Raw genomic sequence first — 26127 nt, forward strand, 5'->3', positions numbered from 1 at the left:
TTCTCTCTGTTACCGCTCGACTTGCATGTGTTAAGCCTGCCGCCAGCGTTCAATCTGAGCCATGATCAAACTCTTCAGTTTAATCTATCTTGAAGCCTTTACTATGTAAACATAGAAGACGACTTCTAATCTTTGGCTCATTTAATTACTAGCAAATTACTTTTGCATTCGTATATGAATTAACTTGAGTTATTTGCTGAAACTAAATGATAATGTTATTAGCATTTTGTCTTAGCAAAAATCCACACAAGTTGTTCTTTAGTTCGCTGTTAAATAGTTAGCAATCTGTCGTCCAGTATTGCTCAAGCTGTCTATCTTATCACATCGTGATCGTCTGTCAAGCTTTTGTTTTAATTTGTTTCTCAAGGAAATCTGTTATTGCCGCTTGATTCGCTTGTTCAATTCAAGCTTTCAAACTTGGCACCAGCGTTGCCTTGTGAGGTGCGTATTATAGACGCTTAATTTTATAAGTCAAGAAGTTTTTTTAAGAGTTTAAAGTTATTTCAAGTCGCTTGGCTTAATCGGTTAGTCACCCGTCGCTAGCTTCTTAACATCCCCTCTCACTACTCAGCCGCCATATCGCTAGCCGCTAACTTCCGTCCTTGTGGGGGCGTATTATAGAGAGGTTTAGGAGAAGGTCAAGCTTTATTTATAATTTATTTTAATTAATTTATAAAATATTGAATTTACAGTAGTTTTTTACTAAACTTTACTTTTAATAGTAGTGACAATTCCTGAGAGCGCGTAAATGATGCCAATAGCTAAAATTCCAACAGGAATGTCATAAAGTACGATGCTCATAATTAAAACGCCAACGATTAAGGCAACAAACGGTACCTTTTTTTTGTCAAACTCTTTAAAGCTGTAGTATTTGACGTTGCTGACCATAAGCAAACCGCAAATGACAACCCAAGCGGCAAATAATAAGGTAATTAAAGGATCATAACTGCCGACCCAAGCGTTATGGTCGATAGCAACCATAACGGCGGCGGTCACTAAGATGGCAGCAAGTGGACTTGCTAATCCCACAAAATATTTTTTGTCCACCGAGCCGATTTGAACATTAAAGCGTGCCAAACGAAACGCGCCGCAAGCCGTAAAGACAAACGCGCAACCAATACCGATGCGACCTAAAGGTTGTAGGGCAAAGCTATAAATCAAGATAGCAGGCGCCACACCAAACGCAAGCATATCGGCAAGCGAGTCGTACTGCTCACCAAAAGGGCTTTGCGCGTTTAATAATCGAGCAACCCTGCCATCCATGCCGTCTAAAATAGCAGACAAAAAGATGGCAAGAGCAGCTTTGTAAAACTCGCCTTGGGTACTGGCTAAAATAGAAAAAAAGCCTGAAAGCAGCGACAAAGTGGTGATAAGGTTTGGCGCTAAATAAACGCCGCGACTGACCACGCGCTTGCCTCCAGCCACTTCGGTTTCGATGACTTCAAAGGTCAGCCCATCATGATTGTCGTGGTCGGCAAGATGAACATTAGCATCATGATCGGGCGGCAAACTTGCTGCAGGCTTTAGCGTTGCCTCTAACGGCGAGTCGGTAAATGGTTGACGGCTCATAAACAATCCTTATTCGCCAACCAACCAGCGAACATTGGTGGCACTATCAGGCGATAGGTTTGGGGCATCTTCAGCTTTTAAAATGGGCTGTAAAAAGCGCAAAATGTCGCGAGCTTGGCTGTCAAATTGCCAAGGCGGGTTGATAATCAGCATTCCGGTGCCGTTGAGCCCAACGGCGACATCCGTTGGGTAAATGTTCAGCTCGCAAACCAACTGACGGCGAATGTCGGTGCGCTTCATCTTTTTATAAAACAGCTCAACCGCTTCGATGTTTTTGATCGGAAACCAAAGCGCGTAGACGCCTTGCGGCCATTTTTTATAGGCAGCAACAAGCAAATCAACCAATCGCGAAAAGTCTTTATGCTCTTGCTCAAATGGCGGGTCTAGCAGCACCAGACCACGGCGCTCTTTTGGTGGAATAACGGCGGTGATGCCTTCAAACGCATCGCGATGATGAATGCCGATCGGCAGTTGATGCAATTGATAATTGAGCGCGTCAAATTCGTTAGCTTTAGCTTCAAAGGCTTCACCGCGAATGCCGCCCTCAGGATGCATTTCAATATGATGAGCGATCCACCAAGGCGATCCGGGGTAAACGTGCTTATCATAGGTCTTTTTAGCAACTTTTAGTTCAGAAATATATTCTTGAACTGCGGCTGGCGCATTGTCCATATCCGCGTCCAATAGCGCCTCAACACCGCCTTTTGCTTCGCCCGTTTTTTTTGCCTCGTCGCTTGCTAAGGAATAAAGTCCGCGACCACCGTAAGCATCGAGCACGTAGAACGGCTTATTTTTTTGGCTCAGTTGGTTGAGCAATTGCACCAGTAAAATGTGCTTGACGACATCGGCAAAGTTTCCGGCGTGATAGGCGTGTTTGTAATTCATAAGGATAAAAGTTTAACTCAGAAAAATTGCATCTATGGTAGCATAGCAAACCATAAAAGATAACGCTGGTTTTGGTAATTCTGAATGGTATCGCTTAATAATATTCGGGGTGAAGTATGGCAACCGTTATCCAACGTTTAAAATCAGATCAACAATCTGAGCTACAACCCAGCAAAACAAAGGATCAAGCGCCTGAAATTTGCTTTAATCAAGCTGACTTTTGGGTAAATTGGGAAAAGGTCATTTCAGATAATTGCTTAGATCAGCTTGCCCATCAAGGTTGGGTGGTGATTGATGATGTATTTTCTGAAAAAGCGCTGATCGCATTGCAACAAGAAAGCGGCTTTATCGATTATCGCGCCGCTCAATTGACCGCTGGCATCCGGCAAAGCCAAATTCGCGGCGACAATATTCGCTGGATTGGCAAAGACTGCCCTGCCGGAAGCTTTTATTTACAAAGTATTGATGCGTTATCAGCGCACTTAAATCAGCATTTATTTACCGGAATCCGCCACAGCGAAGCGCATTTTGCCTGCTACCCTATTGGCTTTGGCTATCAGTGGCACAGCGACAATCCTGCCGGTCGCGATGAGCGGGTGATTTCTGCGGTATTTTATTTAAATGATGACTGGGAAGCAGCAGATGGCGGCGCGCTTGAAGTGGTCGATTTGCAAGACTGCCTGCACAAGTTGACGCCGCTTGCCAATCGCTTGGTCGTTTTTGACAGCAATTTACAACACCAAGTTGCCATTGCCCACCGAAAACGCTACTCAATCGCCACTTGGATGCGCCGCGATACGTTGGTGCCATTTGTTGAATGATTTTAAATCATGATCTTAGTTAAATAAAAAAAGAAGGACAATATGCCGCAAAGTGAACTATCAAAAAATCATCAGGACTACCCATATTATCAAAACGAGACGCTCGCCTTAAGCTGCGAGCTGATGAAAAAAGTCTCAGTCACGCCAAACGATAAGGGCTGCCAACAGTTACTGATTGAGCGCTTGCAGCCAATTGGCTTTCATTGCGAAACCATGAGCTTTGGCGACGCCAGTCAATCAGGGAAAAATGCTGAGGTAAGCAATCTTTGGGCGCGGCGCGGCAATCAAACTCCGGTCATTTGCTTTGCCGGTCACACCGATGTCGTACCAACAGGCGATGTGGCAAATTGGCGCTTTGATCCTTTTACCCCAACGGTTCATGAAAGCTATCTTTGGGGTCGTGGTGCGGCGGACATGAAAACCGCAATTGCCGCCTTTACGGTCGCGGCTGAAAAATTTGTTACCAATCACCCAAATCATAACGGCTCCATTGCGCTATTAATCACCGCTGATGAAGAAGGCGTAGCAACAAATGGGACGGTAAAAGTGGTTGAAGCGCTTGAAGCCAGGCAAGAAAAAATCACGTATTGCTTGGTTGGTGAGCCATCAAGTACGGATACTTTGGGCGATATTATTAAAAATGGTCGTCGCGGCTCGCTCGGCGCGGTGCTCACCGTTACGGGCAAACAAGGTCACGTCGCCTACCCGCATTTGGCAACCAACCCAATCCACGAGGCGCTTGCTGCCCTTGCCGAACTCACCGAAACGCCTTGGGATAATGGCAATGACTATTTTCCGGCAACCTCTTTGCAACTGTCCAACATCAATGGCGGTACGGGCGCAACCAACGTCATCCCCGAAACGTTAACCGTTGTTTTTAACTTTCGCTTTTCAACTGAAACGACCGCAAACGAGTTAAAAACCAAAACTCATGCAATTTTTGACAAGCATTTTACTCATTCAAACGCAAGCTATCACATTGAGTGGACGCTCTCAGGGGAGCCATTTTTAACGCCAAAAGGCAATTTAGTCAGCGCTTGCCAAGAGGCGATTCAAGCCGTTACCGGAACAAAAGCTCAGCTTTCTACCTCAGGCGGCACCTCTGATGGCAGGTTTATTGCCCCAACGGGCGCTCAAGTGGTCGAGCTTGGCGTTCGTAACGCAACCATTCACCAAGTCGATGAAAAAGTCGAAGTCGATGATTTAGGGAAACTGGCGCAAATTTATGAAGGGATTTTAGAGCGGTTATTGCTCGATTAAGCTTTTGAATGTCAGCTTTTGAGTTCAGATTTTTGATAATTTTAAAAAATGCCGCGTCTTTATCACAAATCGCGGCGTTTTTTATTTACCTTCAATCGGCAAGCTTCACCCAAGTTTGGTTATGGTTTTCAAATCCTAACTTTTTAAAGGTAATATCAGGAAGATTTTTGGTCATGACCATCATAAGGCAGCTTGGCGTAAGCTGGGTCTCGATGGTTTTTATAAGTAGCTCTGCCACATCTTGCGATTGAAACTCAGGTCGGACAAGCAGCTCGGCAATGCGGCAACTGTGACTAAAATCGCTATTACAGCGCGCAATTCCCACAAGCTCATGAGCATCGTTGCCCTCTTGCGACCACGCTGAAACTAGCAAATTGGTATCATCCAGCATACCTTTAATTAAATAATGCGAGGGCGTCGGCAACTCTACTTGGCACTTGGTGACCAATTGAACATATTGTTCAGGGCTAATGGGGCTATTGATTTGGCAAATAATGGCCATAGGGCTCCTTGACGAGGTTTCAGGCGTGAACGGCGATGATTAATACTGACTCAATGAATTCAACAGGATAATTAATCCGCCTCATCAATCCAATTCATTTGAATGGCTTCTAAAATGCCTTCGTTTGATTTATTGGGATCATCATCAAAGCCATCAAGCTCAGTAATCCAGCGGTGCAAGTCAGTAAAGCGGATATAACGTGGGTCGGTATCGGGGAATTTTTCAGCAAGTTCGATGGCGATATCCAAACTGTCCGACCAAGTTAGCTTTTGGGTCATGATGGCTCCTCAAGGCTCATAAATATGACCCCTATGCTAGCAGAATTTGCACGGATTTTATAGCCTCAAGCCAGCTGAGCTTTAATTGCGTCTTGATTGGCGTTCCAAGTCCGAATAACGTCATTGAGATTGACTGCGGTCAAATCAAGATCGCTTGGTGGACATTTGCCATTAGCATTTGACAATATAATTTTGCTGAGACCTACCGCTCGCAGTTGATGCTTCACAAAAAATTGATGCTGAAAATAAAGATATTTTTCATCCCAACCCAAAAGATGACTTTTCACCTCCAATTTGTCCAAAAACGATACGGGCTTTAAATAAACCACCTCCTGCATCGCCAACACCCAGCGCAGCGTTTTGATGCCTTTTTTATGGCAGCTCGATATCAGCCAATTGGTGATATTCAATTCAATAAACGACAAGTAGCGATAATTGGGCAAATGATTGCGCCAGCCCATATCCTGCGGCAAGATGCGGTAGCGTTGAGTGACGGGCGCTTGCAACTCGCTTTGGCTTAGCTTGGCATGTTTTGGGGTGGGCTTCAATTCACGTTTGAGCAAACTTATCATAATAAAAAAGCGCAAGAGCATGTTCATAAAACGATCCTTTATTTATTTTTTAAAATTATCTTAGCATGATCGCCATTTATTTAATGGATTAGCGTTAGTTTTATGTCAGCTTTTTAAATGCTAAATTTTGCTTATAATGGTTGCCATGACTTTATTAAAAAATGATTAAAGGATCGTTCATGTATTTTTTACTCTCGCCTGCCAAAGCCTTAAATGAACAAAAAAACTGGTCAGACACGTTAAATCCTCAATTCACGCAGCCCAAATTGGCAAGCCAAGCTGCCGACCTGATGCAAATCCTCAAACAAAAAGACCCCATCGACTTGCAAGAATTGATGGGTATATCGAGCAAAATCGCAGCGCTAAATGCCAATCGCAATCAAGACTGGCAATTGCCGTTTGATACGGATAACGCCAAACCTGCGATTTATATGTTTGATGGTGATGCATATCGCGGCTTGGATAGCGCCTCGCTTAATTTGGACGCGATTGACTATTTAAACTCAAATTTAGGAATGTTATCGGGGCTTTATGGGCTATTAAAACCGCTTGATTTAATGGCAGCATATCGGCTTGAGATGGGAACGGCACTTGCCACCGAATCAGCAAAAGACTTGTACGAATTTTGGGGCGATGATATTGCCAAGCTCATCAATCAGCGCTTAAAGGACAGTTTAGGCGAAAATGTACTTATCAATTTAGCCTCTAACGAATATTTTAAAGCGGTAAATACCAAGCTGATTAACGCTAAGATCATCACCCCAAGATTTGAAGATTATAAAAATGGCAAATATAAAGTCATCAGCTTTTACGCCAAAAAAGCGCGCGGCATGATGGCAAGGTTTGCCGCGATTAATCAATTAACCTGTGCTGAAGATTTAAAAGGCTTTAATTTGGACGGTTATTACTATTGCGAAAATGCTTCAAATGGCAATACATGGACGTTTCGCCGCGATGCGCTTTAAGTTTAAAACTTTATAAAATAATCAAAACCAGCCAAAATAAAAAGCCCCAACATCACGTTGAGGCTTTTTTAAACTTTTAAAATAGAAGGCTAAACGGCAACTTACATCATGCCGCCCATTCCTCCCATACCGCCCATTCCACCAGCGCCCATGCCAGCCATTGGGTCATCTTTTTGTGGAAGATCAGTGATCATCGCTTCGGTCGTGAGCATAAGACCGGCAACAGAGGCGGCGTGCTCTAACGCTGATCGCGCAACTTTTGCAGGGTCAAGGATACCCATTTCAAGCATATCACCATATTCGCCCGTGGCAGCGTTATAGCCATAGTTGCCTTCGCCATTTTTCACGGCATTAACTACGACTGACGCTTCTTCGCCTGAATTGGTCACGATTTGACGAAGTGGCGCTTCCATCGCACGGCGTAAAATGTTGATTCCTGCGTCTTGGTCGTCATTGTCGCCTTTTAGCTCAGCCAACGCATTTAGCGCACGAACCAATGCCACCCCACCACCAGGAACCACGCCTTCTTCAACGGCAGCGCGAGTCGCGTGAAGGGCATCATCAACGCGGTCTTTTTTCTCTTTCATTTCAGTTTCGGTAGCCGCGCCAACTTTGATCACGGCAACGCCGCCGGCAAGCTTGGCAATGCGCTCTTGCAATTTTTCTTTGTCGTAGTCTGAGGTTGACTCTTCAACTTGACGACGAATAGCAGCCACGCGCTCTTCGATGTCGGCTTTGTTTCCTGCGCCATCAACGATCACGGTGTTTTCTTTGCCAACGGTGACTTTTTTCGCGGTGCCAAGCTGATCAATGGTCGCGCTCTCTAAGCTTAAGCCGATTTCTTCTGAAATGACCGTACCGCCCGTTAAAGTTGCGATATCTTGAAGCATCGCTTTACGGCGATCGCCAAATCCTGGTGCTTTAACTGCGCAAGTTTTTAAGCCACCGCGCATGTTGTTCACAACCAATGTTGCTAACGCTTCGTTTTCAACATCTTCAGCAATGATAAGCAGCGGCTTGCTTTGCTGCATCACTTGCTCAAGTAATGGTACGATTTCGCGAATGTTGCTGATTTTTTTGTCAACCAACAAGATAAACGGATTTTCAAATTCAGCAGTTAAGCTGTCTTGCTTATTGGCAAAGTACGGGCTAATGTAACCGCGGTCAAACTGCATACCTTCAACGACTTCTAAGCTGTCTTCAAATCCTGAACCTTCTTCAACAGTGATCACGCCTTGTTTGCCGACTTTTTCCATCGCTTGTGAGATCAGCTCACCAATTTTGGTGTCTGAGTTGGCAGAAATTGAACCGACTTGAGCAATGGCTTTGTGGTCATCAGCAGGGGTTGATAGGCTATGGATTTGCTTAACGGCTTCGCGAACACCTTTGTCGATTCCACGTTTTAAATCCATTGGATTCATGCCCGCAGCAACCGATTTCATGCCTTCAACCAAAATGGCTTGCGCAAGTACCGTTGCTGTAGTTGTTCCGTCACCTGCAACGTCATTGGTTTTGCTAGCAACTTCACGAACCAATTGCGCGCCCATGTTTTCAAATTTATTGTCAAGCTCGATTTCTTTAGCCACCGAAACGCCATCTTTAGTGATGGTTGGTGCACCAAAGGACTTGTCGATGACCACGTTGCGACCTTTAGGACCAAGCGTCACTTTTACCGCGTTTGCCAAAATGTTCACGCCGTCCATCATTTGTTTGCGGGCGTCGCCACCAAATTTTACATCTTTTGCCATGAGTCATTACTCCAATAAAAAGTTGTTTGTTGTCATTAATAAAGCGTAAAGCGCCCTGCATCCCTACACATTTCAGGTTATCTTTGTCGTTATCAGGCGCTTTGAGCGAAATTTAGATTAGCCCTCTAAAATTCCTAACACATCCGCTTCTTTCATAATCAATAATTCTTCACCGTCAACTTTGACTGTTTGACCTGCATATTGACCAAACAAGACCTTATCGCCCGCTTTTACGTCCAAAGCGCGAACGTCGCCGTTGTCACGGATTTGACCGTTGCCAACCGCAATCACTTCGCCTTGAGAAGGCTTTTCTTGAGCCGATCCTGGCAATAAAATGCCGCCAGCTGTTTTTTGCTCTTCTTCCAAGCGGCGAACCACAATACGGTCATGTAAAGGACGAATGTTCATCGATATGACTCCAAAATAAAGGTTTGAATCAAAAAAAAGATTGAGATTGTCGTTCTCAATTCTGCTAAAGGTTAAGCATCAAGCTTGATTGACAAAATGGGGTCAATTCGATTTTCCTTCAAGTAAGATTGCAAAATAATTATCAAAATTTAGCGTTTAGGGGTAAATAATGAAAAAGCGATCAGCAAAGTCACAATCACTAAGCATTGAGTAACCTGAACAACAAAATGCCAACGCCTAAGCCATAATCCTGCCTTGAAAATGTAACAATTTATGACCATTATAATAAAAGAATTTTTACCCCGTACTTTTTATTACTCTGTATGAATAACGATGATAAGGAAAGTGATGATGTCAGTCGCATTAAAGACAATTTTAAAACCGATTAAATCTGTGCGCTCTACCGCTGCGATGAGCGCCGCTTTGGTGACGGTCGGAATGATGAGTATGGGCGCGGCAACTATCGCCCAAGCCAAAGTGATCCAGCCATCAAACGCAGATTACAGTTTTACCGTTGAGGACAAATATAAAGGCACCGCCAACCGAAGCTTGACTAAATCAGGAAATACTTGGAAATATAATGTTAAAGCTCGCGTGGCAGGCGTGGCGACCGCCTCTCAAAACAGCGCCTTTACTTTAAACGGCAATACGGTCACGCCAATTTCGGCAAGTACGACCTATAAAATCTTTGGCGTTGGACGAACCCATACGCTTAATTTTAATAATGCCAGTAAACAAGTCAGCAGCGCTTATCGAGGCAAAACGGTCAATTTAAAAGTGGCGCAGCCCACTTTTGATGATTTAAGCCTTGAGATGCAAATTCGCCAAGACCTATTAAATGGTAAATTTACCGGCAATTACTACATGGCAAAGCATGACAAGATTGAAAAAACGCCTTTTAAAAAGTCAGGAGCTACCAAAATCACCGTTCCTGCCGGCACCTTTGATACCGTTCGCGTCGACCGCGTTCATGATGACAACAGCCGCTCAACGAGTTTTTGGCTTGCCCCAAGCTTAGATTATTTGCCAGTCAAAGTCGTTCAAATCAACGATGGTAAAAAAATGGATTTAGAGCTTACTAAGGTAAATTAATACTTTTTTCATTTAAAAAGGCTTTCTTAGGAAAGTCTTTTTTTGGGTTATTGGTATTGTTTAATAAAGTCAAGATTAACTTGATACTTGACTTATTAGGGATTAATGATACTCTGAGCGCTCTTTGGGGAGTAGCCTGCTTTTTTTATAAAAGCGTTCGTATCAACATACTTGGCCACATTGCCATGGTACGAACACCGCTTTGGTTGGCAAGACCATCGATATTTCCACACTTGCAGGTCGAGGGTGTGGCGATGTCGTGGACTTGAACTCGACCAAAGAGAATTGTTATGAACCCGTTAGCCCTGATCCTTCTCGCCTTTTCAATGTCGACCGATGCGTTTTCTGTTGCGATCGGCAAAGGCGCCAGTCTGAATAACCCGCGCCTTCATCAAGCGCTCAAACTTGGTCTTATCTTTGGTACGATTGAAGCCATCACGCCAATCATTGGCTGGCTTTTAGGTCGTTTTGCCACCGGATTTGTTGATCCTGCATTTATTGAAGCTTGGGATCACTGGATTGCTTTTATTATCTTAAGCGCTTTGGGACTGCATTTATTAATTGCAAGTTTGCAGTCAACTGATGATGAAGACAGCAGTGCCCCCTCAAAACCTACCTTGCTTAATTTGGCATTAACCGCCTTTGGCACGAGCATTGACGCGATGGCAATTGGCTTAAGCCTTGCCTTTATTGAGGTGAATATTTTGGTAGCCGCAGGACTTATTGGTTTGGCAACCTTTATTATGGTTACCATTGGGGTTTTGCTTGGGAAGGTGCTGGGCGCAATTTTAGGTCATAGAGCAGAAATGTTCGGTGGTGTTATGCTCATTGCCATTGCAACTTGGATTTTATTTAGCCATTTGGGTTATTTTTAGTTGCGATAGCTTAGCTGCAATAATCATGATATCAACGCGGGATGTCAACGCGGACGATTAAAGCCGTTCGCGCGGTTTTTTGACCACATTGTTCATCGATGGCAAGCGCTTTAATAAAAAAAACAGCCATGTATTGATAAATAGTAGCAGCAAAAAATCGCCAAAATAAACCAAAATCTCGCCAAAGCTTGCGCCATAACTTCGGGTGAACAGCACCACGCCACTTGCGCCCAAATAAACAAGCGTAAACATGCTCGCTACAATCAGCGCATAAGGCGAGCGACCTTTGATCATCCAGGGCGTTAAAATAAACGCCGGAATCAGCCAAAGCGCTTGCCAAGCAATGCCACCTGCCAAATCCGGATGCTGAGCATTCATCACACTAATTAAAATTGGCAACACCAGCAGGCGAAACCCAAGCCAAATCAACCATGTTATCATTAAGCGGCGGCGCATGGTCGAGGCGGGCTTTATCGGTGATTTTGGTAAAGCTTGGGCTGAATTAGGCATAGTCATGGCAGCTCATTAATCCTTAAGCTTGATTATCGTTAAGCTCAATTATAAGTGTTAATTCAGTTACGGGCGGATTTTTCGGCTAAAATCGGCTTGCGCAAGCGCTTTGGCGCTGATTGCTAATCGGTAGCCTTGAGCCACTGCCAGTTCGCGTTCATCATCGGCTATAGGCTGATCGTGACCTGTCCCGCTAATGTGGCTTGCGCCATAAGGCGTGCCGCCGCGATGGGTTCGGTTTAACGCAGGCTCTGCATAAGGAATACCCACAATCATCATGCCGTGATGCATGAGAGGTAACATCATGGTCAAAAGTGTCGTTTCCTGACCGCCATGCATCGTGCCAGTTGCCGTAAACACCGAAGCCGGTTTATTTTGCAAATTTCCTGCCAGCCAAAGGGTCACGGTATTGTCCCAAAAATACTTCATAGGCGCTGCCATATTGCCAAAATGGGTCGGACTACCAAGCGCAAGCCCCAAGCAATCTTTTAAATCCTCCATCGTGCAATACAAATCGCCATCATCGGGAATCAGCGGTTTATGAGCTTGCGTTTCGGCGGCAACGGTCGGCACGGTGCGGATTTTGGCGCGAAGTCCCGCATCCTCAACCCCTTGGGCGATGCTATAAGCAAGCGCTTTAGTCGTGCCGTGGCTGGAATAATAAAGTACCAAAACATAAGGCGGCTGGCTGGTCATAGTTATCCTCAATGATTCATTCAATGGTTATTTTTGCGATGCTCAATTCCATCTCGCTGTATTCTTTGCCATATTATAAGCGACTTTTTATAACTTAAGGCAAAAGCTGACTTTAAAGCCTACAAATTCCTATGAATTTTTACCCCTCATAATTTTTGCTTGCCATCAATAGCAGCACCAAGCCGATTTGACAAGCAATGCCCAGCAATTAAGTGCATTTTGACACAAATATAGTGCTGATTGCGGCGCGATGATTTTGTAAACTTTCTATCAAAGCTTAGCCAATAAAAGCTTAAGGACTCACGATTTTGTTAAGAATAATAAGTTTAGGATAAAAATTTGCTGATATGGAAAAATTACTGAACAAACTGCCCTTTGTTAAACAGCGCTGGTTTCAATTTTTGCGCTTTTTGACCCGCCATTTTATTGAGGATGATTGCCAGCAAAAAGCGGCATCGCTCACCTACACCACCATGCTGTCGATTGTGCCGATATTGACAGTGCTGTTGATGATTTTATCGTCTGTGCCAGCGCTCGCTTCCGTTCGGGCGCAGATTTATGAGGTCATTTATAGCAATTTACTCCCGCAATCAAGCCTTCAGGTGAGCAAATATATCAACAGCTTTGCTGAAAAGTCATCCAATCTGACCATCATCGGGGTTGGGGCGCTGTTTGTCACCACGATCATGACGCTGACCACCATTGAGCGCGCCTTTAACCAAATCTGGCGCGTTGAAGACAAATCCGGCGGTATGAAAAGCATTTTGCGCTATTGGGCGATTGTCACCCTTGGACCTTTGGTTCTTGGAACGGCGTTTATCGTCTCAAGTACCGTTCAAAGCTTAAGCTTTTTAAATAAAGAAATTGCAGGCTATGGCATTGATTGGTCATTTTGGGTGCAAATTGTTTCCATTGCAGTGACGGTAGCAGGCTTTATTGGCATGTATTGGTTTATCCCAAAAGCCCGCGTTCCGGTGAAAAATGCTGCCATTGCAGGCATCGTGGTTGCTCTTGTTTTTGAGCTGATGCGCCATTTATTTGGCACGATCATGACCAACTTTACCAGTTATGAAGCCATTTATGGGGCGTTTGCTGCCTTACCGATTTTTTTACTTTGGATTTATTTGTCTTGGAATTTAATTTTACTGGGCGTTGAAATCAGCTATACCTTGACCATTTTTGAAACCAAAGAAGTTTACCCGCGCCATCCGTTATTAAGTTTGCTTGACATGCTCAATCTGGTTTACAGCTATCATGTTCGCGGTCAATCAGTGAGCGAGCAAGAGCTTCGTAATGTTTTAGGTCGTAAAGAGCTGCCAAAATGGTACACCTATATCAATTATCTAAAAGACAGCAAGCTTATTACGGCAACCGAAGACGACAATTATGTGTTAAAGCGCGATTTGAGCAACATGACGCTTTGGGATTTTTATAAAACCTTGCCGTATCCGCTGCCCATCAAAGATGAGCTGGATGAAATGAAGGATCAGCATCAGCAGCCTTGGCTCAGCTTACTCGTTCAGCGCTTTGAAAATACCGAAAAATGCGCTCGCAATCAGCTTGCTGTGCCGCTTGCCAGCATCTTTGCTCATAGCCAGCCGCGCAAAAAAGCAACCGGTTATAGCGATTCTGCGAAAAAGCCGCACAGTGATAAGCTGTTTGATAAAGAAGATAAAGCCGATAACAAGACCGATGCAGCAGCAGCCACTTCGGCAAGAGCTTATAAATTTGGTGATATCTTACATCAAAAAAGCCCAAGCCCGACTACCACAACACCATCGCAAAAAGAGGATGACAGCACCAAAAACAAATTTGAGCCGGCGCCCTTTGACGAAGATAGCGATAAAGACTATGACAATCACGACAATAAAATCTTAATCCCAGATGACGACTTTAGCCAAGAAGCTGCCAATGCTAAAGGCAACATCATCACCGAGGCGGACAATCCGCATCAAAAAGACTAAAGATTTAACCTAAAAAAAGGCTTGCCATCAGAGCAAGCCTTTTTGTTTCATATTGCGATAAACCACAATCACAATCACCGCGTTTAGCATAAAAATGCCAAGCTTAACCCAGTCAAAAGGACTGGTCAGCAAATAATAAAGCTCAACGGGAATAAAAATCCCATAGCCTAAAACGCTAAACCAATACGCCCAAATTTTATCTTGCCAAAGCCCATAAGCTTCCAAAAAGCGCAGGCTGGCATAAAAAAAGATCAAAAGTAAAAACAGCGACCAGTCTTGATTGGCTTTTTGGGCGATCTCAACCACGCTTGCCACTTGCGGCGCTAACAGCTCACCAAAATCACGCTGCCAACGCGTGGCAACATGATCAACCCAAAGCTGCAAATTGTCATGCCAATGCCAAAGCAGCGCGGCACCAATCAGCGCGCCGATGCCTTTGACAATCTCATAAATGGCAACGGCTTTGATGGCTTCGCTTGATTGCGGCGGCGCTTTTTGTGGCAAATTAGCCAAAGAATGTCTCCACCACGCGACCGGTCAAGTTTTGACCAAAAAACGGCGTATTTTTGCCATTGGATGCCATCGTCTCGTTATTAACTTGCCAAGTCAGATTCGGATCAACCAACACCGCGCCGCCAACGCTGTCATACTGCGCTTCGATTCCGGCGATTTTGGCAGGGTTTAGGCAGATTTTGGCGACCAGCTCGTCAAGGGTGAGCACTTCCTCACGAACCAATTGGCAAGCCAGCGCCATAAAGGAATCAAAGTTTGAAATTCCGGGGGTGCATTCTGCAAACGGCGCTTTTTTGGCGGTGCTGTTAAGCGGCTCATGGTGACTACAAATCGCATCAATCGTGCCGTCTTTTAGCCCTTTTCGCAGCGCTTGTTGGTCGGTGTTACTTCGTAGCGGCGGGAGCACATAAGCCAGCGCGTTAAAGCCTTCTAAATTATCATCGGTCAGGTACAATTGATGCATAGCAACATCGCAGGTGACCGGAAGCCCTTTATTTTTTGCCCAGCGCATGAGCTCAACTGAGGATTTACAAGTTAATTGGCTAAAATGCGCGGCGATTCCGGTTTCCTCAACCATCAGCAACTGCGTGGAGAGCGCCACCGTTTCAGCAATCCAAGGAATCCCTTGCAAGCCGTGATACGAGGCAATATAGCCTTCGTGAGCCACGCCATTTTTAGATAAACTTGGCTCATCGGGATAAAAAAAGACTTTCATGCCAAAGGTTGCCGCATACTCTAAAGTTCGCAGCAAGACCAAATCATTGGCAAATGGCTGGCGAGCATTGGATACCGCAATGCAGCCGCCTTTTTTAAGTCCTGCAATATTTGCAGGGCACTCGCCTTCAAGACCGGCGCTTAATGCCCCTAAAATATGTAAATAAATGCCGCCATCTTCAAGCGCACGCTCGCGAAGCCCTTTAAGTAGCGAGCCGTTTTCTAAAATTGGATTGGTATCGGGCGGAATCACCACATGCAAAAAACCGTTGGCTCGTGCGGCATGACCTTCTGAAATCAGTGTGCCATGCTGCTGCTGACCGGGTTCACGAAGTCGCGCGCACAAATCAACCAGCGGCGGCAATAACCAAAAGGCATCTTGAGCGTTATCCAAGTCATCAGCAATCACCTGGTTAAAGGTTGAAAGTTTTTCTTGAGCGGTTTTGGTGAGCGAGTTTTCAAAAGCTTTAGGGAGCAAATCAATATAAGTTTGGGCGGTCATGAGCATTACCATAAAATAATTGGGAGCAAAGTAGAAATTAGGATCAAACCTTAACGCGCAGCTTGGTGGTCACGCTGACCTTTCATCGCAAGCGACAACACCGCCATTCGGATGGCAATGCCGTTATTGACCTGCTGCAAAATCACCGATTGCGCGCCATCCGCCACGCTTGAGGCAATCTCAACGCCGCGGTTCATAGGTCCTGGGTGCATCACCAGCGCATCCGGTTTTGCCAATGCCAAGCGCTCAGGGGTAATCCCGTACTGTTTATAATACTCGTTTGATGACGCCAAAAGCGGCGAACCAATGCGCTCATTTTGAATCCGTAGTCCCATGACCACATCACAGTCCAAAAGTCCCTTCTCCATCGTTTCAACCACTTGCACCCCAAAGCGTTCAATACCTTTTGGCAGCAAAGTTTTTGGTGCAATGACGCGAATGTCTTTAACGCCAAGCGTTTTCAGCGCGCTAATATCGGAGCGGGCAACCCTTGAGTGCTTAATATCGCCAATAATTGCCACTGACAATTCTTCAAATGGTCTTGGCATGGAGCGATGAATGGTCAGCATATCAAGCATCCCTTGGGTCGGATGGGCATGCCAGCCATCACCACCGTTAATAATGGCGATATCCGGCGTGACTTCCGTTGCCATAAAATGCGCCGCGCCCGAGGCTGAATGACGAACCACAAAAATATCTGCCGTCATCGCTTGCAAATTCCAAAGCGTATCGCGAAGGCTTTCACCTTTTTGGGTACTTGATCGCGCAATATCAATGTTGATTACGTTAGCGCCCAAGCGCTTTTCAGCTACCTCAAAGGTCGTTCGCGTTCGCGTTGACGGCTCAAAAAACAAATTCATCACCGTACAGCCGTCAAGCTCAGGGCGGTCAACCAATTGCCCTTTCTCATCAAAAAACGTCTCCGCTTTTTCAATAATCGCTTTAAGCTGAGCTTTATTCAGCCCTTCTACCCCCAAAAAGTGACGAATGCTGCCATCCTCATTAAGCTGTGGTTTGCTTAAGGACGCGTTAAGCCGCTCGTGAATGGTATTGGGGTCAACTTTGGCAAAGTCAGTCGCCAAAGTCCGCGAGGCTGAAGTTCTCAAATGAGGATAATCAAGATTTTGGTCAGTTGGCATCATGGTTCGCCTTTTTGGTTGGCAAAAAATAAAAAAGTGAGTGATAAGAATCGACGGCTTTCAGCGACTTTTTGCCTTGTATTTGCTACAATTTAGCAAAAATTGCGCGCTTGGCACTAACAATGTACAAATTCTTGCGCTGATTCGCCACAACACTTATCATTTTAGCTATAGTTTAGCTGATTTTGCCCCAAGGACAAAGCTGCTGCCACGGCTAATTTCATTCATGCCAGCAGATTACTCCACCCTATTCCTTTTTTATATCCAAACTTTCAGGAAACTTTATGACCACGTTAGCCCAATATTTACAAAATAACGCGACCAATAACGCCGTAAGTGAAGTGATCACCACCATCACAGACGTTGGCAAAAACATTTCAAACTTGCTTAAAAAAGGCGCGCTTGCCGATATTTTAGGGGAAGCAGGAAACCAAAACGTCCAAGGTGAAGACCAAAAAAAGCTGGACGTTCTTGCCAATGACTTGCTCCTTGACGCCCTCACCCAAAATAAGCACTGCGCAGGCGTCGCTTCAGAAGAGCTTGATGATGCCACTCCCGCCAATGATAACGGCAGCTTACTTGTATTATTTGACCCACTTGATGGCTCCTCAAATATTGATATCAATATGGCAGTTGGCACGATTTTCTCAATTTTACCGTATCAAAACCAAGGTCAAAAAAGCCAAAACAGCGATTTTTTACAAGCGGGAAATCAGCAATTAGCCGCCGGATATTTGCTTTATGGCACCTCAACCATGCTGGCTTTAACCGTCAACGATAACGTTGCTATGTTTAGCCTTGATCCGGACAGCCATGCGTTTATTTTAATTAATGATCGCGTTCAGATTGATGCGGACACCAAAGAATACGCGATTAACAGCTCCAACTATCGCTACTGGCAAGCGCCAATGCAGCAGTATATTGACGAACTGATTGCTGGCAAAACCGGCGCTCGCGGTCGCGATTTTAACACACGCTGGGTTGCGGCGATGGTCGGCGACGTCCACCGTATTTTGTGCCGCGGCGGTATTTTCACCTACCCTTTTGACACCAAAGATCCTAACAAAGCCGGCAAACTGCGCTTGATGTATGAAGCCAATCCGATGAGCCTACTTATTGAACGCGCAGGCGGCGGCGCAACTGATGCCATCAATCGTATTTTGGATATTACTCCTATTGACATTCATCAGCGCGTTCCAGTCGTTTTAGGCAGTAAAAATGAAGTAGATTATGTTAAAAGTCTTCATATTCACTCGCTATCTGGTCAACAAGGTAGCGCTAAGTAATGGCAATCTTTGCTTTTGAGCCAATATCCTCGGATAAAAATCCGCAGGTCAAATTGGTTAAAGCGCTGCTTTCTCAATCACGCCAGCGCAAAAAATCAGGTCAAACCATCCTTGAAGGCGCGCATCTAATTGATGCCGCGCTGAACAGCCCGCTGACAATAAATCAGGTCATGGTCGCTGAATCCATGCATCACCACCCCGAGGTTCAAGCGCTGTTAAGCCGCTTGACTGAAACCACGACCGTGCTCACCTTGACTGATGCGCTTTATAGCAGTGTTAAAACCCTTGGCACAGGAATTGATATTTTAGCGATCATTGATATCCCAACGCCAAAGCTTACTGCTATTCATAATGACTGCCTGATTTTAAATGACGTTCAAGACAGCGGTAATGTTGGGGCGCTCCTTAGAACGGCAGCAGCAGTTGGCGTTAACACGATCCTTTGCACCACGCAAACGGCGCAAGCTTGGTCACCAAAGACGTTACGCGCTGGTATGGGAGCGCAGTTTTCTTTGAGTATTTTTGAGGGGCTTAGCATTGATGACGTATTGGCTCACGTTAAAGTGCCGCTGTTAGCCACAAGCTCACACACCAAAACGCTCATTTATGATTACGATTTGCAATCGCCTTTGGCTTGGGTGATGGGACATGAAGGTCAAGGGGTGAGCCAAAACTTTTTACAATCAGCAACCGCCATTGCCCTGCCGCAGCCTAATGGTCAAGAAAGCTTAAATGTTGCTATTGCAGGATCGCTTTGCCTTTATGAAACGCTGCGTCAGCGCCACTATAGCTCTAAATAAAACGTAACTTACAACTTCAAAAAAAAACCCGCTAATCTTTGGCGGGTTTTTTTGTAGCAAGTGTCAACTTAAATTTTGCTGGTCAACTCAGGAAGCACACTGAACAAATCGCCTTCTAAATAATAATCAGCAATGCTTGCAATTGGTGATTCTGGGTCATTGTTAATTGCTACAATTACCTTAGAGTCTTTCATTCCCGCTAAATGCTGGATGGCGCCTGAAATTCCGGCAGCAATATACAAATCAGGAGCCACAATTTTACCCGTTTGACCAACTTGCATATCGTTTGGAACGTAACCTGCGTCAACTGCCGCGCGAGATGCCCCGACTGCCGCGCCAAGTTTGTCAGCAAGTGGCTCAATATACTTTTCAAAGTTCTCCTCGCTGCCAAGCGCGCGACCCCCTGAAACCACAATACTTGCTGAGGTCAACTCTGGGCGATCCGATTTTGCCATCTCTTCGCTGACAAATTGCGACTTACCGGCGTTTTGAACGTCATCAAGCGTTTCAATGCTTGCCGAACCACCTTCGCTTGCCACCGCATCAAAAGCTGTAGTACGAACCGTAACAACAATTTTGCTTTCAGAGGTTTGAACCGTTGCTGTCGCGTTGCCTGCATAAATTGGGCGCTTAAAGGTATTGGCATCAATCACTGCGGTGACATCAGAAATCATACTGACATCCAAAAGCGCTGCCACGCGCGGCATAAAGTTTTTACCGGTCGTTGTTGCTGCTGCTACCACATGGCTATAGTTACCACCTGCTACATCGCTCACCAACAGTGCAATATTTTCTGCCATTTGATGCTCATAAGCGGCGTTATCCGCCACTAAAACTTTGCTTACGCCTTCAGCTTTTGCGGCAGCAGCAGCAACCGCTTGATTGTTACTTCCTGCGACCAAAACATGAACCTCATCGCCCATTTGCTTTGCCGCCGCAATGGTGTTCAGTGTTGCTTTTTTTAAGCTGACATTGTCATGCTCACCATATACCAAAATTGCCATCGTTATTGTCCTTTATTTTAATGTTATCAATTACTATAAAATGAGTTAGCGTTTAACGACCAATTAAATAACTTTTGCTTCATTTTTAAGTTTATCAACCAATTCATCAACTGATCCTACTTTGATACCCGCTTTACGATCCGCTGGCGGCTCAACTTGGATGATTTGTTGTTTTGAAGTCATATCCACGCCAAAATCCGCAGGGGTTTTTTCATCAAGCGGCTTTTTCTTTGCCTTCATGATGTTTGGCAATTTGGCGTAGCGCGGCTCATTTAAACGCAAATCGGTTGTGATAATTGCAGGCAAATCAAGCGCAACGGTTTGCAAGCCGCCATCAACTTCGCGAGTTACCTTCACTTCATTGCCTTCAACCACTACTTTTGAAGCAAATGTGCCTTGCGGCGCGCCCATCAATGCTGCAAGCATCTGACCGGTCTGATTGTTATCATCATCAATGGCTTGCTTACCCAGTAAGATGATTTCTGTGCCTTCAGTTTCAGCAATGCTTTTTAGAATTTTGGCAACTTGAAGCGGATAGGCTTTATCCTCAGTTTGTACCAAAATGCCACGATCGGCGCCGAGGGCTAGCGCTGAGCGGATTTGCTCTTGAGACTCTTTTGGACCAATAGAGGCGACAATAATTTCATCAATCACGCCCGCTTCTTTGAGCCGAACCGCTTCTTCAACGGCAATCTCATCAAACGGATTGATAGACATTTTGGTATTGGTCAAATCCACTGCTGAATGATCTGCTTTCACCCGAACTTTAACGTTATAATCAATAACCCGCTTGACGGCGACTAGTGCTTTCATACGATCCTCGTTATAGTAATGAATAAAAAGGGCTTATCATAAGCCAAATTTAATATGATTTTTTAATAATTAGGCAACTTTCACATAAGTTTAGTTTGATCTGTCAATAAAATCACAGCAAACCCATCTTAAAGTAACGCCCGTTCGCAATTGCGATTCGCCTCAACTATCTTGCAAGAGCCTTCACGTTAAATCAAGACGACGCCGTGAATAATGCGTCATAAATTTGTCACCATTAATTAACAAATTTTAGTACTCATAAGTTAAGTTAATTATTTTAATAAACTTTTTTCTATTTTTACTAGACAATTATTGCAACGATCAGACTTATATATTATTAAAAAGTTAAGTTTTTAGACAAAAAAAAGCAACCCGATTAAAGGTTGCTTTTACGATACAGTCTAAACGATAGGATTTGCTTATTCAGCAAATTAATCTGGCGTTGATGTCATTTTAAGCATAAAAGGCTGACTGAATCTCAGAAAGACTTCCCAAGCTTTAACATTAGATCGCTTCGATTTGCTCAGCTTGTGGGCCTTTTTTGCCTTCACCTAAAATGAAAGACACTTTTTGACCTTCGGCTAGGGTTTTGAAACCATTACCTTGGATTGCGCTGTAGTGGGCGAATACGTCTTGTCCGCCGTTATCTTGAGCGATAAAACCAAAACCTTTAGCTTCATTAAACCACTTTACAGTGCCTTCAACTTTCTCAGACATAAATTTTCCTAACTTTTTAACGATTGGTGCGACTCAAGTCATCACCGATTGATTGATAAATACCCAGCTTAATTAAGATAAGAACATTAATCGCGATACTTTTATACCTTAATGATATTTCAGTATTTTTAATCAAAATCCCCTGAGTACTGTTGTAGTATAGCAGTTTTTAAATCGATTAACAGAATAAATTAATGAGTTTTGTAAATAATTTCATTTCTTAACAATAAACTTAAGTTCGCAATGAAATTTTACTTGCTAAATGGCTAGTTTTGCTTTTAACCCGTTAAATCCCAATTTTAGGACTGATAAGAACAAATACACAAAGTAGGAAAAATACTTGCGCAAATGACTGACTATAAGCGATATATTTGCTAGGCACGACCAAAGCTTTTGGTGAGTCAGGAATGCCTTTTTTGCGCAAAAGCCTTGAGCCATAAACCCAGCCAACAAGCGTATAAACGCCGTAAGCCGCTGGGATAACAAGTGCAATCGGAGTCAGATCAATTAGATAAAGCACCGCTACTGAAACAAAAAACCAAACAGTATCTAATAATGAGCTGAGTTGAAATAGAGTCGATTTAGGCAGCTTTCCACTGTTCTTTTTTAGCATGAATGCCTCAATCCAAATAAAGATGGCAACCATGCCACTAAAAATCACATAGAACAGTTGCGGCGTTAGCCCATTTGGAAACGACATTTGAAACACTCACACTTGGATAAAATAACGTAGTTAAATTCAGCGGTCAAAAGCTTTGATCGCCATGATAAATAAGGTCGGCGTCTTATGCTTTCAAGGCTTTCATAAAAAAACCCATGCCAAAATGACATGGGCTTTAATAATGCTTTTTAAGGATTATCGCTTAGTTTTTGTCTTTATCGATGATTTTGTTACCACCAATCCAAGGCATCATCGCACGAAGCTTGGCACCGGTCACTTCGATATCGTGAGCAGCGTTGTTACGGCGGCGTGCGGTCATTGATGGGTAGTTGCTCATGCCTTCATTGATAAACATTTTCGCGTATTCGCCAGATTGGATGCGTTTTAGGGCGTTGCGCATGGCTTCGCGAGATTGCTCATTGATGACCTCAACACCAGTGACGTATTCGCCGTATTCAGCGTTGTTACTGATTGAATAGTTCATATCTGCAATGCCGCCTTCATACATTAAGTCAACGATCAATTTTAACTCATGTAAGCATTCAAAATATGCCATTTCAGGAGCGTAGCCGGCTTCAGTTAGGGTTTCAAAGCCCATTTTAACAAGCTCAACTGCGCCGCCACAAAGTACGGCTTGCTCACCGAAAAGATCGGTTTCGGTTTCATCTTTAAAGGTGGTTTCGATAATTCCTGAGCGACCGCCGCCAACGCCTGAAGCATAAGACAATGCCAATTGTTTGGCTTGACCTGAAGCGTCTTGATAGATGGCGATCAAATCAGGAATACCGCCGCCTTTAACAAATTCTGAGCGAACCGTGTGACCTGGTGCTTTTGGCGCAACCATGATCACATCCAAGTCTTTACGGGGAACGACTTGGTTATAATGGATGGCAAAACCATGAGCAAAGGCTAAAGTTGCGCCTTCTTTGATGTTCGGCTCAATCACATCGCTGTAAAGCTCTTTTTGAAACTCATCTGGGGTCAAAATCATGACCACGTCAGCAGCGGCAACCGCTTCTTCAACTTCAGCTACTTTTAGGTTTGAATTTTCAGCTTTTTTCCATGAGCTTGATCCTGCGCGCAGACCGACGGTAACATCGACTCCTGAATCTTGCAAGTTTAGCGCGTGGGCGTGACCTTGTGAGCCATAGCCGATAATCGCAACTTTTTTACCTTGGATGATCGATAAATCACAGTCTTTGTCATAATAAACGTTCATAGATAGCGTCCTTTTCCTAAGTCATGGTAAGCCATGGGTCGTTGGTGTAATGGCTTAAATAAGCGTATTACACCGCATTAAAATTACTTTAGTTTAAGCTAAACGTTTGGCTTAGCTGTTATTTCATTGATATCAAATGCTCAAAGTCTTTTCACCGCGAGCAATGCCGATGACGCCTGAGCGCACCACTTCTAAAATGCGCTCGCGACCAATCACATCGATAAAGCCATCAAGCTTGGCGGTATCACCAACGATTTGAATGGTATATAAATTGCTGTTTACATCGACAATTTGCGCGCGAAAGATATCGGCACTGCGCTTAATTTCTTCGCGGTGGCTGCCCGTTGCTCGAACTTTAATCAGCATCAACTCGCGCTCAACGTGAACGGTATTGGACAAATTCAATACTTTAACCACTTCAATCAGCTTATGCAGCTGCTTGGTGATTTGCTCAATTTTTTCAGGAGAGGTGATGGTGGTTAATGTCAACCTTGAAATCGAGGGGTCTTCAGTTGGGGCGACATTTAGCGTTTCGATATTGTAGCCACGCTGAGAGAAGAGTCCAACCAACCGCGACAACGATCCGGCTTCGTTTTCCATTAATACTGAAATCAGATGCTGCTGCATTAGGTTCGCTCCCCTTTTGATAACCACATATCGCGCATGGTCTGACCGGCAACTTGCATCGGGTAGACATGCTCATTTCGATCCACATAAACATCAATAAAGACCAGTTTGTCTTTCATTGCCATCGCTTCGGCAAGCTGTTCTTCCATTTTGCTAGGGTCAGTAATTTTGATCCCCACATGACCATAGCTTTCAGCAAGCTTAATGAAATCTGGCAAGGAGTCCATGTAAGAGTGGGCGTGACGACCTTCGTAGATCATGTCTTGCCACTGTTTTACCATACCAAGCTGAGCATTATTTAAGTTTAAAATCTTCACTGGCAAATTATATTGCAAACAGGTTGACAGCTCTTGGATATTCATCTGAATTGAGCCTTCACCCGTAATACAAACCACATCGCGCTCAGGATAAGCAAGCTTTGCTGCCATCGCATACGGCAAGCCAACGCCCATGGTGCCAAGACCACCTGAATTGAGCCATTGCCGCGGCTCATTGTAAGTATAATAAAGGGCGGCAAACATCTGATGCTGACCGACATCACTTGTGATAATGGCATTGCTATGGGTTACGCGATCAAGCGCTTCAATCACACTTTGCGGCTTGATGCCGTTTTCAGTATTGGTATCGTAGCGCAGACCATGACGCTTGCGCCACTCATTGATTTGCGACCACCAATCAAGGAGCGCATGTTGGTCTAAAGCTTTGTCATCGCCAATCATCTCAAGCATATCGGTCAATACCGATTTGACATCACCAACAATTGGGATATGCGCCATGATTGCTTTAGAAATGGATGCCGGATCAATATCAATATGAATAATGGTGGCATTTGGGCAGAATTTTTTGACGTTATTGGTCACGCGGTCATCAAAACGCGCGCCAACGGCTAAAATGACATCGGCGTGATGCATGGTCATATTGGCTTCATAAGTGCCATGCATACCCAGCATTCCTAAAAACTGACGATCCGATCCTGGAAACGCGCCAAGTCCCATAAGGGTATTGGTCACGGGCAAATTCAAGCGGTGCGCAAGCTCGGTAAGCTCTTCATTGGCATTGCCCCAAATCACGCCGCCACCTGAATAAAGCACGGGACGTTTTGCCGCCAGTAATGTTTCAACCGCTTTTTTGATTTGACCAGAATGACCTTTAACGGAAGGTTGATACGAGCGAACAAACACCTCTTTTGGGTACTCATAAGCGTATTTTTCGTTTGGCGCGGTCATGTCTTTTGGAATATCAATGACCACAGGACCTGGGCGTCCAGATTCAGCAATATAAAAGGCTTTTTTGACAATGGTTGGAATTTCACTGGCGTGGCGAACTTGAAAGCTGTGTTTGACGATGGGTCGTGACACGCCAATCATATCCGTTTCTTGAAACGCATCTTCGCCAATAAGGCTGCTTGGCACCTGCCCTGCAATCACCACCATGGGCACTGAGTCCATAAACGCCGTTGCAATGGCGGTAACGGTATTGGTCGCGCCAGGTCCTGAAGTTGCCAAAACCACGCCCGCTTTTCCAGTCACCCGCGAGTAAGCGTCTGCCATATGTCCGGCAGCTTGTTCATGGCGAACTAAAATGTGCTCGATATTATCTTGCTGAAATAAGGCATCATAAATATGCAATACCGCGCCACCCGGATAGCCAAAAATGTATTTGACTCCCTCATCGGTCAGCGCTTGCACCAGCATTTCCGCCCCAGACATCATGACTGGCTTATCGCTACCTTCAGCGAGCAGTTGCTGCTTTTCTTTAAAATGTTTAGCGGCATTTCCGGATTGATTGATGCCCGTCATATTAGGGCTTTGCGTGGTTTGCGTCACTGTCGTCACCTTTTATTTGCGGCGTCAATAAGGCTAAAAGCGGCTTATTGATTTTTATGTCAAGACGATGAGTCTCATACTCATAGAATATGATGATCGAGGTTAGATGATTGATGGTATCATCGGCAATCAGTGACAAGATGCAGCAGCACCTTTAAAAG

27 protein-coding genes, 1 rRNA gene and 1 riboswitch are annotated in these 26127 nt (G+C 44.6%); of the genes, 8 read left to right on the forward strand and 20 right to left on the reverse strand.

Annotated elements, in window-relative coordinates; genetic code table 11:
- From HF322_RS10515 to HF322_RS10525, 3 genes are all read right to left on the reverse strand, one after another.
- Positions 1-81: ribosomal RNA gene (locus HF322_RS10515) — 16S ribosomal RNA — on the reverse strand; the annotation flags it as partial.
- A 621-nt stretch (positions 82-702) separates the two neighbouring features.
- Positions 703-1569 carry a CDP-diacylglycerol--serine O-phosphatidyltransferase gene (pssA, locus tag HF322_RS10520; RefSeq protein WP_169393412.1) on the reverse strand — a complete coding sequence of 289 codons (867 nt, stop codon included), beginning with the start codon at positions 1567-1569 and terminating at the stop codon, positions 703-705.
- A gap of 9 nt (positions 1570-1578) precedes the next feature.
- The gene (locus HF322_RS10525) at positions 1579-2454 is read right to left on the reverse strand and encodes a 23S rRNA (adenine(2030)-N(6))-methyltransferase RlmJ (protein WP_169393413.1); all 876 of its coding nucleotides are present in this window, start codon (positions 2452-2454) and stop codon (positions 1579-1581) included.
- A 116-nt stretch (positions 2455-2570) separates the two neighbouring features.
- Between HF322_RS10525 and HF322_RS10530 the strand changes: the two genes are divergently transcribed.
- Positions 2571-3275, forward strand: a complete 705-nt coding sequence (locus HF322_RS10530; RefSeq protein ID WP_169393414.1) for a 2OG-Fe(II) oxygenase — start codon at positions 2571-2573, stop codon at positions 3273-3275.
- A gap of 42 nt (positions 3276-3317) precedes the next feature.
- Complete coding sequence (gene dapE / locus HF322_RS10535) at positions 3318-4535, forward strand: succinyl-diaminopimelate desuccinylase (protein WP_169393415.1); 1218 nt, start codon at positions 3318-3320, stop codon at positions 4533-4535.
- A gap of 91 nt (positions 4536-4626) precedes the next feature.
- On the opposite strand, the gene HF322_RS10540 is transcribed toward dapE, so the two are convergent.
- The 3 genes from HF322_RS10540 to HF322_RS10550 form a co-directional block, all read right to left on the reverse strand.
- A complete protein-coding gene (locus HF322_RS10540) occupies positions 4627-5037 on the reverse strand; it encodes a GNAT family N-acetyltransferase (RefSeq protein WP_169393416.1) in 411 nt (136 codons plus the stop codon).
- A 71-nt stretch (positions 5038-5108) separates the two neighbouring features.
- The gene (gene iscX / locus HF322_RS10545; RefSeq protein ID WP_169393417.1) at positions 5109-5315 is read right to left on the reverse strand and encodes a Fe-S cluster assembly protein IscX; all 207 of its coding nucleotides are present in this window, start codon (positions 5313-5315) and stop codon (positions 5109-5111) included.
- A 65-nt stretch (positions 5316-5380) separates the two neighbouring features.
- Positions 5381-5914 carry an acyl-CoA thioesterase gene (locus HF322_RS10550; protein WP_169393418.1) on the reverse strand — a complete coding sequence of 178 codons (534 nt, stop codon included), beginning with the start codon at positions 5912-5914 and terminating at the stop codon, positions 5381-5383.
- Positions 5915-6066: 152 nt separating this feature from the next.
- Here HF322_RS10550 and yaaA point away from each other — a divergent pair, with 152 nt between their 5' ends.
- The gene (yaaA, locus tag HF322_RS10555; protein ID WP_169393419.1) at positions 6067-6852 is read left to right on the forward strand and encodes a peroxide stress protein YaaA; all 786 of its coding nucleotides are present in this window, start codon (positions 6067-6069) and stop codon (positions 6850-6852) included.
- Between the two features lie 101 nt (positions 6853-6953).
- Here yaaA and groL read toward each other — a convergent pair whose 3' ends face one another.
- Both groL and HF322_RS10565 read right to left on the reverse strand, forming a co-directional pair.
- Complete coding sequence (gene groL, locus HF322_RS10560) at positions 6954-8600, reverse strand: chaperonin GroEL (protein ID WP_169393420.1); 1647 nt, start codon at positions 8598-8600, stop codon at positions 6954-6956.
- A 117-nt stretch (positions 8601-8717) separates the two neighbouring features.
- Positions 8718-9008 carry a co-chaperone GroES gene (locus HF322_RS10565; RefSeq protein WP_169393421.1) on the reverse strand — a complete coding sequence of 97 codons (291 nt, stop codon included), beginning with the start codon at positions 9006-9008 and terminating at the stop codon, positions 8718-8720.
- Between the two features lie 411 nt (positions 9009-9419).
- Between HF322_RS10565 and HF322_RS10570 the strand changes: the two genes are divergently transcribed.
- The gene (locus HF322_RS10570; protein WP_375138539.1) at positions 9420-10100 is read left to right on the forward strand and encodes a DUF3108 domain-containing protein; all 681 of its coding nucleotides are present in this window, start codon (positions 9420-9422) and stop codon (positions 10098-10100) included.
- A gap of 114 nt (positions 10101-10214) precedes the next feature.
- A riboswitch (yybP-ykoY riboswitch) is annotated at positions 10215-10381 on the forward strand.
- A 9-nt stretch (positions 10382-10390) separates the two neighbouring features.
- Complete coding sequence (locus HF322_RS10575) at positions 10391-10975, forward strand: manganese efflux pump MntP family protein (protein ID WP_169393423.1); 585 nt, start codon at positions 10391-10393, stop codon at positions 10973-10975.
- A 57-nt stretch (positions 10976-11032) separates the two neighbouring features.
- Here the strand turns inward: HF322_RS10575 and HF322_RS10580 are convergent, their stop codons facing one another.
- Positions 11033-11485: a hypothetical protein gene (locus HF322_RS10580; RefSeq protein ID WP_375138540.1), complete on the reverse strand. Its 453-nt coding sequence runs from the start codon at positions 11483-11485 to the stop codon at positions 11033-11035.
- Between the two features lie 66 nt (positions 11486-11551).
- Complete coding sequence (gene wrbA, locus HF322_RS10585; protein WP_169393425.1) at positions 11552-12181, reverse strand: NAD(P)H:quinone oxidoreductase; 630 nt, start codon at positions 12179-12181, stop codon at positions 11552-11554.
- A 347-nt stretch (positions 12182-12528) separates the two neighbouring features.
- On the opposite strand from wrbA, the gene HF322_RS10590 reads away from it, so the two are divergent.
- On the forward strand, positions 12529-14145 hold the full coding sequence (locus HF322_RS10590; RefSeq protein WP_169393426.1) for a YhjD/YihY/BrkB family envelope integrity protein: 1617 nt from the start codon (positions 12529-12531) through the stop codon (positions 14143-14145).
- Positions 14146-14172: 27 nt separating this feature from the next.
- Here the strand turns inward: HF322_RS10590 and HF322_RS10595 are convergent, their stop codons facing one another.
- Genes HF322_RS10595 through HF322_RS10605 form a run of 3 tightly spaced genes read right to left on the reverse strand, consistent with a single transcriptional unit; the run spans position 14173 to position 17013 of the window.
- Positions 14173-14658, reverse strand: coding sequence for a DUF2127 domain-containing protein (locus HF322_RS10595; RefSeq protein WP_169393427.1), 486 nt, complete (start codon positions 14656-14658; stop codon positions 14173-14175).
- Complete coding sequence (locus HF322_RS10600; RefSeq protein ID WP_169393428.1) at positions 14651-15874, reverse strand: dihydroorotase; 1224 nt, start codon at positions 15872-15874, stop codon at positions 14651-14653. The genes HF322_RS10595 and HF322_RS10600 overlap by 8 nt, the downstream gene beginning before the upstream one ends.
- A gap of 50 nt (positions 15875-15924) precedes the next feature.
- Complete coding sequence (locus HF322_RS10605; RefSeq protein ID WP_169393429.1) at positions 15925-17013, reverse strand: aspartate carbamoyltransferase catalytic subunit; 1089 nt, start codon at positions 17011-17013, stop codon at positions 15925-15927.
- Between the two features lie 284 nt (positions 17014-17297).
- Between HF322_RS10605 and HF322_RS10610 the strand changes: the two genes are divergently transcribed.
- On the forward strand, positions 17298-18299 hold the full coding sequence (locus tag HF322_RS10610; protein ID WP_169393430.1) for a class 1 fructose-bisphosphatase: 1002 nt from the start codon (positions 17298-17300) through the stop codon (positions 18297-18299).
- Positions 18299-19099 (forward strand): RNA methyltransferase, encoded by an 801-nt coding sequence (locus HF322_RS10615; RefSeq protein ID WP_169393431.1) that lies wholly within the window; start codon positions 18299-18301, stop codon positions 19097-19099. The genes HF322_RS10610 and HF322_RS10615 overlap by 1 nt, the downstream gene beginning before the upstream one ends.
- 68 nt (positions 19100-19167) lie before the next feature.
- Here HF322_RS10615 and HF322_RS10620 read toward each other — a convergent pair whose 3' ends face one another.
- The 7 genes from HF322_RS10620 to HF322_RS10650 form a co-directional block, all read right to left on the reverse strand.
- Positions 19168-20103 (reverse strand): electron transfer flavoprotein subunit alpha/FixB family protein, encoded by a 936-nt coding sequence (locus HF322_RS10620; protein ID WP_169393432.1) that lies wholly within the window; start codon positions 20101-20103, stop codon positions 19168-19170.
- 63 nt (positions 20104-20166) lie between these two features.
- Positions 20167-20916: an electron transfer flavoprotein subunit beta/FixA family protein gene (locus tag HF322_RS10625; protein ID WP_169393433.1), complete on the reverse strand. Its 750-nt coding sequence runs from the start codon at positions 20914-20916 to the stop codon at positions 20167-20169.
- 504 nt (positions 20917-21420) lie between these two features.
- A complete protein-coding gene (locus tag HF322_RS10630) occupies positions 21421-21633 on the reverse strand; it encodes a cold-shock protein (protein WP_169393434.1) in 213 nt (70 codons plus the stop codon).
- A 286-nt stretch (positions 21634-21919) separates the two neighbouring features.
- Positions 21920-22333, reverse strand: coding sequence for a hypothetical protein (locus HF322_RS10635; protein WP_169393435.1), 414 nt, complete (start codon positions 22331-22333; stop codon positions 21920-21922).
- Between the two features lie 163 nt (positions 22334-22496).
- The gene (gene ilvC, locus HF322_RS10640) at positions 22497-23513 is read right to left on the reverse strand and encodes a ketol-acid reductoisomerase (protein WP_169393436.1); all 1017 of its coding nucleotides are present in this window, start codon (positions 23511-23513) and stop codon (positions 22497-22499) included.
- Positions 23514-23645: 132 nt separating this feature from the next.
- Positions 23646-24140, reverse strand: a complete 495-nt coding sequence (gene ilvN, locus HF322_RS10645; RefSeq protein ID WP_169393437.1) for an acetolactate synthase small subunit — start codon at positions 24138-24140, stop codon at positions 23646-23648.
- Positions 24140-25852: an acetolactate synthase 3 large subunit gene (locus HF322_RS10650; protein ID WP_219848221.1), complete on the reverse strand. Its 1713-nt coding sequence runs from the start codon at positions 25850-25852 to the stop codon at positions 24140-24142. The genes ilvN and HF322_RS10650 overlap by 1 nt, the downstream gene beginning before the upstream one ends.
- Between the last annotated feature and the right edge of the window lie 275 nt (positions 25853-26127).

Source organism: Psychrobacter sp. MF31 (assembly GCF_012847335.1).
Taxonomy (GTDB): Bacteria; Pseudomonadota; Gammaproteobacteria; order Pseudomonadales; family Moraxellaceae; genus Psychrobacter.